The organism is Arcicella rosea, assembly GCF_014204325.1.
Classification (GTDB): Bacteria; Bacteroidota; Bacteroidia; order Cytophagales; family Spirosomataceae; genus Arcicella; species Arcicella rosea_A.
Map to the genome: position 1 here is coordinate 76,543 of NZ_JACHKT010000003.1, position 15,495 is coordinate 92,037.

The 15,495-nt window shown below is 33.1% G+C and carries 10 protein-coding genes; 4 read left to right on the plus strand and 6 right to left on the minus strand.

Translation table 11 applies throughout. The features are described from left to right. Nucleotides 1–945, minus strand: coding sequence for a YihY/virulence factor BrkB family protein (locus HNP25_RS03165; RefSeq protein ID WP_184130164.1), 945 nt, complete (start codon nucleotides 943–945; stop codon nucleotides 1–3). 220 nt (nucleotides 946–1,165) lie between these two features. Here HNP25_RS03165 and HNP25_RS22025 point away from each other — a divergent pair, with 220 nt between their 5' ends. Together HNP25_RS22025 and HNP25_RS03170 are read left to right on the plus strand one after the other, a co-directional pair. Then, a complete protein-coding gene (locus HNP25_RS22025) occupies nucleotides 1,166–1,342 on the plus strand; it encodes a DUF5670 family protein (RefSeq protein WP_221432378.1) in 177 nt (58 codons plus the stop codon). A gap of 237 nt (nucleotides 1,343–1,579) precedes the next feature. Next, nucleotides 1,580–2,764: an AI-2E family transporter gene (locus HNP25_RS03170; protein WP_184130167.1), complete on the plus strand. Its 1,185-nt coding sequence runs from the start codon at nucleotides 1,580–1,582 to the stop codon at nucleotides 2,762–2,764. A gap of 151 nt (nucleotides 2,765–2,915) precedes the next feature. On the opposite strand, the gene HNP25_RS21665 is transcribed toward HNP25_RS03170, so the two are convergent. Then, entirely contained in the window at nucleotides 2,916–3,071 is a 156-nt protein-coding gene (locus HNP25_RS21665; RefSeq protein ID WP_221432379.1) for a hypothetical protein, read from the minus strand. Nucleotides 3,072–3,122: 51 nt separating this feature from the next. On the opposite strand from HNP25_RS21665, the gene HNP25_RS03175 reads away from it, so the two are divergent. Both HNP25_RS03175 and HNP25_RS03180 read left to right on the plus strand, forming a co-directional pair. Next, nucleotides 3,123–3,578, plus strand: coding sequence for a hypothetical protein (locus HNP25_RS03175; RefSeq protein WP_184130170.1), 456 nt, complete (start codon nucleotides 3,123–3,125; stop codon nucleotides 3,576–3,578). 563 nt (nucleotides 3,579–4,141) lie between these two features. Further along, complete coding sequence (locus tag HNP25_RS03180) at nucleotides 4,142–4,753, plus strand: hypothetical protein (RefSeq protein WP_184130173.1); 612 nt, start codon at nucleotides 4,142–4,144, stop codon at nucleotides 4,751–4,753. Nucleotides 4,754–5,028: 275 nt separating this feature from the next. On the opposite strand, the gene tamL is transcribed toward HNP25_RS03180, so the two are convergent. The 4 genes from tamL to HNP25_RS03200 form a co-directional block, all read right to left on the minus strand. Then, on the minus strand, nucleotides 5,029–7,407 hold the full coding sequence (gene tamL / locus HNP25_RS03185) for a translocation and assembly module lipoprotein TamL (RefSeq protein ID WP_184130175.1): 2,379 nt from the start codon (nucleotides 7,405–7,407) through the stop codon (nucleotides 5,029–5,031). Nucleotides 7,408–7,430: 23 nt separating this feature from the next. Beyond that, nucleotides 7,431–12,365 carry a translocation/assembly module TamB domain-containing protein gene (locus HNP25_RS03190; protein WP_184130178.1) on the minus strand — a complete coding sequence of 1,645 codons (4,935 nt, stop codon included), beginning with the start codon at nucleotides 12,363–12,365 and terminating at the stop codon, nucleotides 7,431–7,433. A 156-nt stretch (nucleotides 12,366–12,521) separates the two neighbouring features. Further along, nucleotides 12,522–13,247, minus strand: a complete 726-nt coding sequence (locus HNP25_RS03195; RefSeq protein ID WP_184130181.1) for a hypothetical protein — start codon at nucleotides 13,245–13,247, stop codon at nucleotides 12,522–12,524. A gap of 219 nt (nucleotides 13,248–13,466) precedes the next feature. Next, complete coding sequence (locus HNP25_RS03200) at nucleotides 13,467–15,299, minus strand: alpha-amylase family glycosyl hydrolase (RefSeq protein ID WP_229202776.1); 1,833 nt, start codon at nucleotides 15,297–15,299, stop codon at nucleotides 13,467–13,469. Between the last annotated feature and the right edge of the window lie 196 nt (nucleotides 15,300–15,495).

Sequence of the window (15,495 nt, forward strand, 5' to 3'; positions counted from 1 at the left end):
TTATTTTATTGAAATGGTGGACTGTTTTTTTACTTCAAGTTCTTGTTTCAAAATAAAAACAGCATTACTATTGGGTTGAATGGGTGTGCCATATCTGAACGAATATACTTTGGTAAACTCTGCACCGAAGTATAAAATGATTGATGAATAATACACCCATAAAAGTATTAAAACAATCGAACCAGCTGCACCAAATGCCGTACTTACGGTTGACTGCCCAAGATATACTCCTATCAAAAACTTACCAACCATGAATAACAATGAGGTAATACCTGAACCAATAAGGGTATCTTTCCAAGAAATTTTACCATCTGGAAGTACCTTGATGATAACACCGAATAACAAGGTGATAATTGCCCAGATAACTAAAGTATTCACCAACATAAATACGAAAATGGTGAAGCTACTTTCAAAATACATTTGTAATTGTTTATCAAATAAACTCAATAGTGCATTGATTGTTAAGGAAATTAACAAAAGAAAACCCAATCCTAGGATAAGTGAAAAAGATAGAAAACGATTGACCAAGTATTTTACCCAACTATTTTTAGGTTTTGCTTTTAAAGACCAGATGAAATTGATGGAATCTTGAATTTCAGCAAAAACACCCGTTGCACCAATCAGTAAAGTAACAAATCCAATTATGGCTGCTACGCCAGATTTATGAGACTGCTCTGCATTTTTAATTAATGCTTCTACCTGTTTGGCTGCATCATTACCTATCAGGTTATTTATTTGCCCAAAAAGTTGCCCTTCAATAGCTTCTTTTCCCAAAAAAATACTTGCAACCGAAATCACAATCATCAACATGGGTGCAAGCGAAAATATTGTATAATAAGACAAAGAAGCACTTAGCTTTGTAGCATTATCATTTGAAAATTCTCGAAAAACTTCTCCTATAAAACTAAAGAACTCTTCGATTTTTTCTTTGAAGGAGTATTTCATTATTTGTATTATTTTGATGTTATTGTTTGAGTAATATTATGATACCAGACCTTATTAATATTGAACTGTGGAGTATTTTCTACAGTTTTTGATGTGAATAGCTTAAATGGATATTTTTGATTTTGGAATAGAAATTTAGTTAAAAATATCTTTAGAAAAGTGTTACTTATTGTATTTTTTATCGTTTCAAGTAATTGTAAATCAATAAGTAATTTTCAGTATGTATAATTTTTATAAAGTATTAGTAGTGAATAATGTTTTTTGCAAAATCGCCCTTTTATTGGTATTAAGTTGGGTAATTGGAGTCTTTTTACTAAGTTTAAAAGGACTGGTTCATCTTTTTTTAGTACTTGCTATAATCTTAATTTTAATTTCAATTATCAAGAAAGAAATGTGATTATTCTAATTTTTTATTATAGCTTATAATTATTTTTTGTTTGATTTCTTCATGCAAATTAAATTGTTACTCAGGATTAGATGCTTGGATTTTCTTATTTTCTTTGTTTTTGTAATCAAATTACTTTATCAAGTAGGTAAGAGGGATGTAAATTAATACAGCCCTTTTTTAATGAGAATGATAAAAGTTATAAATTACAGTTATTATGCTTGTTAACATCAATAAAACTCTGTTCCGATGACTCAACGATTTCCCTTTATTATAAAATTTGCATTCTCACTCATTGCAGTAACCATTTTAGTGTATTGGATGATGGTTTTGCAAGATATTTTAGTGCCTTTTTTTGTTGCCATTATTCTCTCTATGGCTTTGTACCCATTGTCTAATTTGTTAGAAAAAATTGGTTTGGGGCGAACTTTATCAATTACTATTTCATTAATCTTTTTTTTAATGATAGCAGTTGGAGTAATTTGGCTTGCTTCTACTCAGATAGCTAGTTTCAGCGAAATGTTTCCACAACTAGAAAAACGATTTGAACATTTGTTTTTACAAGGTCAACGCTGGACGGAAAATCATTTTCATGTGGGAAGAAAAACACAGAATGCAAAATTACGCCAGTATGGAACTGGTATTTTAAGTAGTGGAGGCTCTGTATTTACTTCTGCACTTTCTACCACGGGAAATATGCTTGGGAATTTATCATTAATTCCGATTTACATGTTTTTTCTGTTGTATTATCGAGATTTCTTTAAGTTGTTTTTTTATCGAGTTTTTAAAAATACAAGTAAATATGCTATTGATACCGTACTCACAAAAATCTATGAAGTAGTTCATAGTTATTTAAAAGGGCTAGTCACCGTGACCATCATAGTGGGAAGCTTAAACACCTTGGGTTTAATAGCACTTGGAATCGACTATGCCATTTTCTTTGGTTTTTTGGCAGCAGCTTTGCTAATTATTCCCTTTGTAGGTATTTTAATAGGGTCTATTTTACCGATTATTATGGCTTTGATTACCAAAGATTCGCCGATGTACGCAGTAGGAGTAGCGGGTGTTTTTATCTTTGTACAATTTCTTGAAGGGAATTTTATTACGCCACAAGTAGTAGGTTCAAAAATAAGTATTAATGGTTTGGTTGCTATCATAGCTTTATTGCTTGGCTCTGCCTTATGGGGAATTGCCGGAATGGCACTTTCACTACCAACAGTTGCTATTTTAAAAGTAATATTTGATTCTGTGCCAGATTTAAAACCATTCGGTTTTCTATTGGGCGAACCAGACCATAATCGAATCATGAAAGAAAAGAAAAAGAAAATGTTAGCATTTGTTCCAGAATTGGTTGAAACCATTACAGAAACAACAGAAGATGTAAAATCGTTGGTAAAAGGAAGAAAAAAGAAGTCAGAAAAGGAAGATGAATAATTAAAAAAAATTAGTGGAGAAAGACGGGTATGAAGTAATACTCGTCTTTTTTTTGCCCAATAAGATACAATAGATGATAAATTTCCCCTGAATTGTGGTGCTTTAGCCACATAAATTTTATTCAAATTAATGGTATGTTTTTTTACTAATGTTAAACATGATGCCGATGTTTACCAATGGTGGTATTGTATTTAGAGCCATAAATTAAGAAGCCCAATACTTGATTTTTCATATAAAAGGCAATGTTTGTGTAATTTATTGCACATAATTGCCCATAATACATAAAAGTGTGGAGTTGATTGCCCATTTTTTTTGAAGGCTTAATTTTTTTAAATTGGTATATTTTTTTTGTTTAAAATTGAATCATACAAGAATGAAGAATTTAGTGATTGCTTTTATTATCGTTTCAACCTGTTTTTCTTGTTCAAGAGATGAGAAAAAAGATATAGCTGAAAAAACACAAGATGCTCAAGATCTTGTTGAAGCTAAAGCCGACAGCGTAGCAGATAAAGTAAAATATGGAGCTGAAGAAGCTGGTGAAAACATTTTGTTAGAAAAGGAAGCTTTAGTAAGCAAAATTGATAATAAAAAGGATGAAATCAACAAAAAGCTGAAAGAAGCTGATGAAGATATTAAAAATGCTACTATTCAGGAAAAAGCAAGATTAGCTGCCAAGAAGAAAGGTTTACAACAATCTTTGGATGAATTAGATAAAGCATTAGACGATTTGAAAAGTGAAAAAAAACGTGATTGGAAAGAGTTTAAAAATGATTTGAATAAACAAATTGATAAAGTTCAAGAAAAAATTCAGTAAATCATTTTGGGTCTTTTTATAAAAATATAAGTCTTTTTCATAGTGGTTAGATTGTGATAAATAGGGAGTGGAACTTCACTCCCGTATTTTTAATCTCATCAGTATGAATAAGTTAAAAGTGGTTATAGCATAGTTAAACAGGGAAGTTGAATGGATTTCCCTGTTTCTTATAAACTAAGTTTTAGCAACTTCAAAGATTATTAATTTAGTAATGGTTAGGTATTCGATAAAGGATAGGGAGAATACTCCCTTTGCCTTTTTACCTAAAACTCTTATTAAATAAGCCAAAAAGGGAGGTTGGAGCGTTGATTTGGCATTTTTTAGACAGAATCTTTTTAGATAATAATACTAATTAAGCAGTTAGGGTTTTTGGTTAAAGGAACAGCTTCTATAAGCTATTCCTTTTTTGTTTTATAGCAAAATTTTTAATCAAGCTTTTCAAAACAGTCATTTTAAATACTTAAATTACCCCAAGATAGGGACAAAATTCCCCTAAAATACATACTCTGGTTTTGGTATAATTTATGTATTGATTTAAGTAACATTTTTTAAAAATTAGATTTATGAAAAAAATAATAGCTTTAAAATTATCTATATTAACGCTCTCAATAGCGTTATTTTCTTTGTCAGTAAATGCACAACAATCTGATACAATCAAACGTACTGTTGTAATAGAAGTAGATACCATCGTAAAAGGAGCAAAGCAAAACGTTAATAAAGTTGCTACAGAAACGCATGTAGAAGTAGTTACTTCAGAGAGTGTTAAGGTTCTTCCTGTATTTTATAGGGGTTTATTAGTAGTTGAAGGTGGTATTATGTATAAAGATAATGTACTACCTATTCTGTTGGCTAGTGAATTTGGTTTAGCCAGAAACATTGGTTTGGAAGCTAGAGCTTGGTATGGAAAAAATGGTATGTATGAAGATGGTTTCTTGGGTGTAGGTTTAAATTATCACTTCTCTGGAGAGGATAATCAAAAACCAAGTAAGTTTGACCCTTATGTGGGTGGAATTTATGGTAAAATCTTAGATGGTTCAGGTACTGCTCTTTATGCACAAGCTGGCGGAAGACTTTTCTTATTTAAGAATTTAGGTGCATTTGCCAACTTAAATGTAGGGCTTGTTGGTAAGCGAGGAACAAATTTATCTTTTGGACTTTCTTACAAAATTCATTAAGCGTAATTTCAATTCATACAAACATGAGTCATCCCGAATTTTTTCTTAGAATAGTGAGGTTTAGGACGATTTGAGAGGTTTTTTTATTTATTATTGTACAATCCTTACTTTTCTTGTCTTGAAACAAGAAAAGTAACAAAAGAAATTCAAGAATTCCTAAACTCGCTTCGCTCAAACAGTAGGAATTCGTTGCCCATCAATCATAAAAAAGCGGTCGAAATTAGTTTTTTGACCGCTTTTTTGTGATTTTAAAATTCGGGATGACTAATGTTTGTTTAGAAAGGATAACCAATGGCGATATTTAGAACTAGATTTTCTTTTCGCCATTCAGGATTTCCCAAATTGAAATCTTTTAAAACCCATCGTTCATTTTCTTGTAAATATGGTTTTCTGACGGGCGTTGCTAAATCAAAACGGAGGATTAAATAACTAAAGTCAAATCGTAAACCTATTCCTGTACCAATGGCTACTTGTTTATAAAAGTCTTTCGTAAAAACGGCATCAGCACCATAAATGTCAGCATCTTTTTGCATCCAAACGTTTCCTGCATCTACAAAAATTGCTCCGTGAATGTATTGATTAAACTTGGCTCTTAATTCAGTATTAAATTCTAATTTAATATCACCAGATTGTCCGCCAATGGTTTGCTCTAGTAAAGAGCCTGTTCTTAAATAACTTCCTGGACCAATGGTTCTTGCTGGGAAAGCACGAATACTGTTATTTCCACCTGCTACATATTGCTTGACCGTCGGTAGAAAGAAAGAATTTCCATAGGGTAATCCATAACCCACTAAGAAACGATTCGCTAAACGAAGGTTTTGTGTTAAACGATAACCATATCTAAAGTCAGCATCGAACCTTGCATATTGTGGATAAGTTACCCCAAAAAGTGTAGAAACTGAAGCATCGTCGTTTGAACCTAATTTTGCCAATAAACTCGCTAAATTTCCTGCTACTTCTACACCGCCAGTAAATGAAAAATTATGTCGGCTATTAGCTCTATTTTGTGGCATATACGAGAATGTATAAGCCGTACTCATGATAATTTTATTGTCTAAAATCTCTTCGTACAAAATCGGATTTCGGAAATATTCCAACGCAAAGTCTTCACTAAAATTAGAGGCTTTTACTAAATTGACTAAAAGTGGTGTTACAGAATGTTCAATGGAAGCATTTTGTTTCCAAGCATAAGTCAAAGATGTTCTGAGAGAAGTAAGGTCGTACAAGCCACCTCTTTTTAGCTGCTCATAGCCAATATTAATATTTGTTTTTGGAAGAGCCTGATTCCTTGTAGGATTTATCGTGACGAATGGAATGGTAAATCTTGGTAAAGAAAGGTTACTTTCTATCGAAAAACGTGTCGTATTTAAAGCCCCAACCGTACTGCTTGCTCCACCAACTTGGAATTCTAAACCAGCGTTTGCTGTAATTTTTAATAATTCTGCCCCCTTGAAGGTATTTTTGTTTAACCACGAAATACTGATATTTGACCCCGTATAATTGTTCGATTTTGTCGTTGCATTTAAGTCTGCCACAACAGATTTTGCTTTTAAGGGTGTTAAGAAGTAAAATACATCTAACAGTGCAGAATCTGAACGTGGTACTAATTCAAAAGTATTTTTAACAAATTTGAAATTTCCATTTAAGTTGATTAATCTCGACAAAGATACATCTTGAATAGCACTCCCATATTTTCCTCCACGACGAAAACCTATTGCGTCAGCAAAAATTTTAGGTCGGAAAGAACCTGTTCTATCGAATATTTTGATGCCTTTATAATTACTTTCTAAGTCTTTAATACTATCATTTACTGCACTTTCACCATAATCTGCCAACACGTGTACATCTCTGATAAAGTACAATTTTTTAGCAACTTGTGAGGTAGAAGGTTTTACTTCAAAAGTGAGATTTACTTTATGAGTAGCTAAAGATGAGTCTGCCTTGATGATAATAAAATCGGGTCTGAAATAATAGAAACCTCTTCTTTTTAGCAAATTGTCAATTCTCTCTCGTTCGGCACTAATCATATCGAACTGATAAGGCGTTCCTTTTTTTATTAAAGACCTTGTTTGTGAAGCAACAAAGGCTTTACCGAAAACAGAAGTATCTTTCGTAGAAAATTTGATGGTGTCAACAATGTATCTTTCATGTAAATTAATGGTATAGTCTGCTGTCGTTTTACGATTTTTTTCAGTAAGTACTCCTGAAGCTGTAGAACGAAAATATCCTTGGTTGTTCAACAATAAGCCAATTTGTTTAGCATTAGCACCAATTACACTTCTACTTGCCAACACTGGCGGTTCGCCAAATCTTTTTCTGAAAAAGCTTTTAAACCCTGATTCGCTTTTTGGCTCACCAAACAAGTAATAAAACCAAACTTTGTATGGAAAACCTAAAATGGCAGAATTTGGCTTTGGCTTTACAAAAGCTTCAAGCTGGGTTTTTACGGTAGCAATTTCTTTTTTATTGACAGCTGAGTCTGCTTGTATCTTAATACTCGCACCAACGTAAAGGCTTTCGCCAGCGGGTAATTTTTTGGTAACTGAACAGCCTGAAATAAACAATGCTGTGCATAGCAATAGGAGTGATAGTATCTTTTGTAAAGATAAACTTTTCCTGAATGCTGAAGAATATGTAAAATTTCGATTATTCATGTTGATTTCTTGCTGGAGAAAAGCTATTTACTTTTTGGCTTTTTGAAAATTTCTTTGAAAGTCCCATACTCTATTGTCACGGTGAAACCTACGCCTGTTTCAACCACAAAACCATCTAAAACAGACTGAAATTGATTTTTTCTGAATGCTTTAAAAAGATAACGTCCATCATTTGTCAGTTTGTAGTTGACGGTAATGTTATCAAATACTTCTGCGGAATTCCTCGTGATGCTCGTTTTGTTTTCTAATTCAAAATTTCTACCTACTTTAATTTCAATTTTATCATTGAAGAAAGCTTTTGATAAACCCAAACTTAAATCGGTTCTAGCACTTGATTTTCCATTGAAAAAATCTTGTGTTGACGATAAATTCACGTCTAAATCTACGCCTTTGATGAGGTCGGATGCCAACATATCTAATTGGTCTGAAAGTAATTTACTTACACTTTGTCGTGCCAAAGCTTCTGGATTTGCCCCGCCACTGCTTGAGAAAAAGTCGGAAGATTTCTCTGAGAAAAATCTATTTAAAATCAATAAAGCAAATACTTGTTTGTTTACTTCGTTGGCATCCAGCTTATTCAAACGGTTTTGTACGTCTGTAATCACCGAACTACTGACTAGTTTTTGTGTTTTTGACGGTCGAATTTTGAAGGAAATGTCTGGTTTTGTCAATCGCCCAGCCATCGTTAATAAAACATCGAATTGAATTTTTTGTCTGAAACGAGTATCGTCATCCGTTTCGTTTGTCATTAAATCTAGCGGAGACGTTTCTGTATTATAAACTGCCGTAATGTTTACTTCTGCATTCATTGGGTCGCCAGACCAAATGATATTACTGCCTTTTTCGATAGAAAATTGACGCTTCAATACTTCAAAAGTTAAGCCGTAACTGCCTTCTGTTAAATCGTAAGAACCTAAAATAAATGGTTGTCCATCAGCACTTAATCCAGCATTTAGTCTGGCATTTCCTTTTACTTTAAGATTGTCGCCATTCAATTCATCAACCACAATGGTAAATTCAGATTTATCGTCAGCTTCAATATTTAACGACATTTCCGAAACGAAATCATTCATGAGTGATACTTTCGTGGTAGAATCTTCCTTGACGAGTGCTTCGTTTTGATGGTTGACAAAAACCACAACCCCATCGCTTTCACTTTGTTCGTCGAAGCTTTCAGGAACGATGATAGAAATATTGCTATTTTCACGTACTTTAATATCACCTTCAATTTTAGCTGCCGACGAAACACCCTGAACTGATAAACTAGCATCAACAAAGCCTTTTCCGTAGAAAAAATCATTGTCTTTTCGGCTAGAATTCAACACCATGAAGTTTTTGGTATTAATCGTCAAATCATATCTTACTTCTGGAATATTTGCCAACGAAACGGTTCCATCAATTTTCAATGGTTGATTCAAAGTATCACTGAGGGTAAATTGTTTGAGCTGAATGGTTTCCCCTTCAAAAAACAGTTTTTGTTTGTCAATCAAATAACGGCTACCTAATTGTGTAATGTTGAAACCAACATTGCTAAAACCTAAATCACCCAGAATTTGTGGCTGAGTACTTGAGCCTTTGATGGTGGCTTGTCCTTGTAAAATACCTTTGGCTTGTTTGAGCTGACCAAAACTGAACGCTTGTACCGTTTCTGCACCAAGTTTATTGATAGATAATTTAAAATCGAGTGGATTTTCGCTATTGAGGTAATAATTTCCAGTGAGTTGTAAATCGTTTTTAGCACTTAATAAAGTAGCTTTTGCAGTGATTTTTTCAGCAGTTTCGTTAAATACATTTACGGCTATATTCCCAATCGGGCTTTGTTGGAAAGTAAAATCTGTCACCTTTACATCGCCAGTAAACGATGGCGAAACCATATAATTACTCAGTAAAATTTGTCCATCAATTTGTCCGCCAGCCATTAAAGAATCCGTCACGAAAAGTGTGACAAAGTTTTCAATTCTGAAATTTTCGGCAGTAATATTAATAGGGCCGTTGGCTTCGGTAGAAGTACTGTTAACGAATAAACGCTGCTTCTCTTGCTCCATTTGAAAATGATTGACGAGTAAACCCGCTTTTCCATATTGCACAAAACCCGTTGAATCAACTTCCCAATTTTTATAATTTAATTTCAAACCACCTTTAACCAGTCGAACTCTGTATTGATTGTCAAAATTCTGAACCAAACCCGCTACTTCATTTCTATCTTGGTCGATAGAATCTTTAAAAACAGCTTTAAAAGTTGCCGTATTATTCGCTACAGTTCCATTTAAAAATGTTTTTCGGACATTAAAGCTACTCATTTCAACACCTGAAAGTGACGCTTGATAAGTCAACTTTTCAGCGTTGGCACTCAGGTTTACTTTTACATTAGAAATTTTGATGGTATCATATTCCAGATTAGGCGAGAATAAAGACATTTTCATCAGCGTATCAGCCTGACTATTCAGTAAAGCCGAAAAACGAACTGTATCAAGTTTGGTAAGACCCGGCAAAAAAGCCTTGAAAACTGGATGTTTTACCATTTTTGCCTCAATAGAAAGTTTGTAAGGCTCCGTAATTGGCGTGAAAGTAATATCAGGAATGGTAAAATAACGATTGATATTACTGATGAAAATATCCGATAGCTGCAAGTAATTAAAATCACCTTTGATATTAGCAATTAAGAATGGCGATTGAATATCAAACCTTCTGCCATCTTTGGTATTTTGGGCAGTCAATGTCGTGTTTTCAATACTTATTGGCTTTCCATCTTGAAAAAGCGTTGCTTCGTGAATAGTAATTTTTCCGTTTGGATTGTTTGGGTCGGTTGATGGCATATCTACATCAATATTCCCATGAATTCCAATGTTATCAGCATAAAATCCTAAAGGTTTTAGGTTTAATTCAGCAATTTCAACATTTCCTTTTATGCCAGGAAAATTTTGAGATAAATCAACTTTAGTATCGATTTTCAGAGAAATGTTTGGGTCAGTAATATGTGCTTTGATTTGAGCGATTTGATTAGCAATATTACTTTCAAACACTAAATTTTTATAATTGTAGCCTTTTACTTCTGCTTGTTGAATAGTGCCTTCAATAGCAGTATTCATCGTTTTTAAGTCTAAGCCTTTCCCTTTTACTTTTGCATTGAGCGTTAATTTGCCTACGTTTTCTGTTTGTTTAATGAATTTGCCCATTTCAAAAGCATCCAAACTCATTACGCCTTCGTATTGTTGATTTTTATCGGCAGTAATATTGATCAGTTTTCCATTAAAAGAAGCACCGCCCATATCGGTTTTTACTTTAGCATTAATGGCTAAATTTTGAATTTTTCCATTGATTCTTCCTACTAAATTTACTTTTTGTGGCAACTCAATATTACTAGGAATGCTATTGGCTGGGGCTAATTTTAAAATATCATTTTTAGTGAGCGAAACCTCTTTGATATTTAGTTTTAAAGCCATTTTATTGACGTCTGGCAAACCTGTGATTACTCCTTGTAAATTGGCTTTAGCTTGCCCGAATCCAGTGATTGAAAACTTGCTAATTTTTAAATTATTAACTGTACCCGTTGCTAAACCATCTACTTTTAGCAAAGCTTTTTCATTGCCTTTGAAAGGAGGTATTTGGGCAAAATCTGGCATTAACAATAAAATATCTTTGAATGCAATCTGACTATTTTTGAGATTAAGTTTGATTTTAGAAGCACCAATATTTTTACTGAATTGCTCAAATGAAGCGTAACTCAACGATAATTCATCTCTTAAAATCGTGTTGGGCGTTTTTACATAGAGTTTCTTCAAAAACGTCTGACGGTTGGTATAGGCAAAATCTGTCTGGAATTTTTGTAATTCAAAACCAGATTTTTCTTTGAATGAACTCGAATATAACCAACCCGAAATATTATCGGGTGAGAAACGAAAACGTTCTAAGTTTGCTTTTAAATTATTGATTTTTAGATTGTTATAGTCTAATCCTTTTTTTAAGGCAACTTGGTTTAAGTCTTGGTACTGAATGTTATTGCCGTCCAAAATTATTTTATCGACCAATACTTTCCAGTTATTGGGTGATGATGTTGCTGTTTGAGTCTTTACTTTTTCTTTTTTTACTTTTTTCAAGAAAGTTACTTTTGCGTCGGTATTGTAAAGATTTACCGATTTTAAATGTACTTGTTCGCCAGCTAAGTAAAGTTTATCGCCTTTTACATTCAATGAACCTAATTTTACTGTATTGACTAAGCCAGCACTTTCTTCTGTGATTTTCCATTGAATATTTTTAGCATCAAATTCTCCAAAAGCTACATCTAAACTGTCTGATTTTACAGTACTTTCAGGTGTTTTTGCCAAAGCTTCATAAATGCGAAGAGATAAATTTCCGCCATTTAAGGATACTTTATCTAAATGATATTTTGAAGTACTTGGGTCAATGGCTTTGAAAGATGTTTGGGCATTTTCTAGTCTAACTTTTGCATCAACGCCAGTTACATCATCGAGATATGCGATATTAACTTGTTTGAGGAGAATATTGGATAATTGATATTCTAAAGGAGAGCCTTTGCTTGTTTCACTACTTTTTTCAGTACTTTCAAATGCTTTTAAGATGTAGTTGAAATTGAAAGTTGTATCTGGCAGCGTGCGTTTTATATTGAGATTAATATTATCTAATTCTATTTTATTGATACTTACTTTGTTTTTTAACAAAGCCAGCATATCAATATCCAAACGCATTTTGTTACCATAAAGTAAGGTGTCGTTTTTACTATCAGGCAAATAAACACCTTCTAAAGCAATCCAATCTGGAATATTGTAGCTAATTCTTTTGATAGAAAATGATTTGTTGATTTTTTTTTGAAGATAAAAAACTACTTTTTCGGTTAGATACAATTCACCAGCGGGCGTTCTGAAGTAAAAGATTAGACTTATCAGAATAAGTACCAAACTTAGAAAAATGATGCTCGCTATTTTTACAAACTGTTTCATTTAGTCTTTTTCATGTGGTTTAAAGCTAGTTAAAAGGATGGTAGACCTTTTAATTTTAAAAGAAAAGATAATAGGGATGTTTTGAATAGACTGTTTTTTTATACAAAAAAATATCAATCCAACCTTTCGATTGGATTGATATTAAACCTAGATATATTAACGTTTGAAAGTAGTTACTTCAAAAGTTGGATTGAAAACGAAAACGTTTGTCAATTTAACCGTTTTTTTATCAATGCTACTATAATAAGTTCCAGCCGAAGGGTATTTTAAACCGAAATCAGATGTTGTATAAACGTTGTAGTCTTGAGTAATTTCTTCTCCACTTGGCAATTTGTATTTTGCTTTCGTTAAGAAATTGGTAATATTATCGAAATACAAATCGTGTTTGATGTCTTTACCTTTTAATTCAATATGGTGTAATCTTTGTGCACCAATTACTTCTAAACCAACATAAGTAGCGATATAGCCTTTTTGTTCATAATTCAAGAAAGGTAAAAGGAAATCATCTACTTCTCTTTTCATATTTCCCTGTTCTTTCGCACTCAAATCTTTCACATCATAAACAATAGCTTTATCACGGCTTCCCGTTGGAATTTTCAAGAAAGCATCTGTTTTACCTACGCCATAAATGAAACTACGTTTCATGATAGTTTTGGTTTTTAGCATAGATTTATCCGTTAACGAAGCCTTCACTTCCATGTCATAATCAGTTGCGGCATTGGCTACGAACGACTGTTTCAATGTATAAGTTTTTACTTTTTTCCAAAGAGGCAATCCACCAGTACTTTGGTAATATTTATTGAAAATGGTATCAGGCGATTGTGCAAAAGCATTGATAACGAACAAACTCATTATCAAGGTAATAAGACTTAATTTTTTCATGAGATATATTTGAAATTTAAGGTTTTAATACTGTTTGTTTATGGAACTCTAAAAGACTCATTGATATTGCTTATAGAAAGAAGTGTTCATTGTTTTGACATAAATACCGTATTAAACAACGGAATATTTATATTTTGAGGCAAGATTTCTGTCTTTATAGAACAACACAAGGAATGCCGTAACATTCCTTGTGAATATATGCCCTCTACCCACCGCTAATTATTCGTCTTTATCTTGTGAAAATATCAATGCTGTATAAGCGGCAATTGACATTGTAGCATAATGTTGCATATTATCATAATTACCAGCTTGTGTATTGATTTGATGTGAATCAAAATTAGCGAAGTCATTATCATAGCCTTCCCAATCGCTATTGAATCTTAGTTTCCACAATCCACCTTGTGGAAAACCTATATCCAAATCATCATAAAATTTATTGGAGAAATTTAGAATAACGACAGTATTATCGCCTTTCCCACCTTTGCACCATCGTTGAAAAACAATGATTTTATGTGTTTCATCTACTCTGATAATTTGAGTATTTTGTCCCGATAAACCTTCGGTATTATTATAATGATTTAACCGAAGTTTTATTAAATCTTTATGTAAACCTATAAAAGCTTTGAACTTTTCAGCCCTTGTCCAGTCGATTGGGTCAGTATCTGAAAACCATTTATCTTCCAATAATTCTTGTCCTTGAAATAACATCGGGATACCTCCCGTAGTCATTACTAAAGCAGTACCCAATGATGCTCTTTTTTTAGAGAACCAATTATTTACATTATCAAATGCAATTTCTTCTGCTACTCTTGCTTTGCCATTGGATACTTCATCATGCGATTCTGTGTAGATTACTCTTTTAAAAGTATCGCCAGAATATTTATTAAGAAGTGCCAAACAAATACTTTCCATATTGCGATTTTCGTCTTCTTGCTCAATCAACACTTTTCTGATAGGATGAACAAAATCGGCATCCCATTGACTACCAAAACCTAAACCACATTCGTTTCCTAGATGATCAGTTATTGAATCTAATCCATGTAAATCTTCAGCAATAATTATTTTCCAAGGAAATTTTTTAGCTACATCACTATTAATCCATCTAATTAAACTTAAACCTTCTTGTAAAGTAGCACCTGAATCTTCATTGGCTTTTACATTTCTGATGTATGGTGTCATGTCCATTCTTAATCCATCTACCCTAAATTCTTCAAGCCACATCATTGCATTATCACGAATATATTGGCGTACTTCTGGTCTGCCATAATCGGGGCGAGTTTCTCCCCATGGAGTAGTCGCTCGCCAATCGTTATAGAAATAAATACCGCCCATTCCGTTTTCTTGCCAACCGTCAAATTGCCAAAGATCCATATCTGTTGGCCCAAAATGATTGTAAACAACGTCCAAAATGACAGCGATGCCACGCTCATGAGCAGCTTTGATAAAAGCCTTAAAAGCATCTGGTCCACCATAGCTTGATTCTATGGCAAATGGGTGAGATGGATTATAGCCCCAAGAAAAATCGCCAGGGAATTCAAAAGGAGGCATTACTTCTATAGCATTGATACCAAGGTCTTTTAAATAATCCAGTTTTTCGATGAGGCTATAAAAATCGCCAACCTTTCCTTTATTTTTTACATGGTAAGTACCCACATGCAGTTCATAGATAACCAATTTATTCCAAGTTGGCATCTGAAAATTATCTTTTTCCCAGTCAAAATCGTTTTGGTCATATACAATTGAATTCCCTACGGAATTAGTTAGTTTGCGTGCGTAAGGGTCATTCCGTTGGAGTTCCCCAGATGGTGTTTTTAGATAATATTTATATTCATCTCCAGCTTTTGCTTCAAGAACATTTGTACTCCAATAGCCATTTCCTTCATTTTCAAGAACAGCTTGATTAGGTTTCCAATCATTGAATGAACCAATAACACTTACTTCTTGGGCATTTGGTGCCCAAACTCTAAAAAATACTCCTTCGTTATGGACGATAGCACCCATTCCGTCAACGTTTATTTTTTCACTGATTGTATTGTTCGTTTGGTTATTCATCTTTATTATTAATAGTTGTGAGAAGTTTGAAAATAATGTGTTCTGAACTCAGAACTTAAATTTATATGCCAGTTATAAAAGCATGGTTAAAATTTTTTTCCATGCTATAATTTCTACAAAATGAACTTTATTGTGGCTTTTTTTCTACAATTCTGAGCTAGATTTAAAAAATTAGTGATAGTTCTGTAATTTTGTA

Excerpts from the sequence above, each read along its gene's own strand:
- HNP25_RS22025 (WP_221432378.1), top strand. The coding sequence starts at position 1,166 with ATGTATAATTTTTATAAAGTATTAGTAGTGAATAATGTTTTTTGCAAA.
- HNP25_RS03190 (WP_184130178.1), bottom strand. The coding sequence starts at position 12,365 with ATGAAACAGTTTGTAAAAATAGCGAGCATCATTTTTCTAAGTTTGGTA.
- HNP25_RS03180 (WP_184130173.1), top strand. The coding sequence starts at position 4,142 with ATGAAAAAAATAATAGCTTTAAAATTATCTATATTAACGCTCTCAATA.
- tamL (WP_184130175.1), bottom strand. The coding sequence starts at position 7,407 with ATGAATAATCGAAATTTTACATATTCTTCAGCATTCAGGAAAAGTTTA.
- HNP25_RS03165 (WP_184130164.1), bottom strand. The coding sequence starts at position 945 with ATGAAATACTCCTTCAAAGAAAAAATCGAAGAGTTCTTTAGTTTTATA.
- HNP25_RS03200 (WP_229202776.1), bottom strand. The coding sequence starts at position 15,299 with ATGAATAACCAAACGAACAATACAATCAGTGAAAAAATAAACGTTGAC.
- HNP25_RS03195 (WP_184130181.1), bottom strand. The coding sequence starts at position 13,247 with ATGAAAAAATTAAGTCTTATTACCTTGATAATGAGTTTGTTCGTTATC.
- HNP25_RS03170 (WP_184130167.1), top strand. The coding sequence starts at position 1,580 with ATGACTCAACGATTTCCCTTTATTATAAAATTTGCATTCTCACTCATT.
- HNP25_RS21665 (WP_221432379.1), bottom strand. The coding sequence starts at position 3,071 with ATGGGCAATCAACTCCACACTTTTATGTATTATGGGCAATTATGTGCA.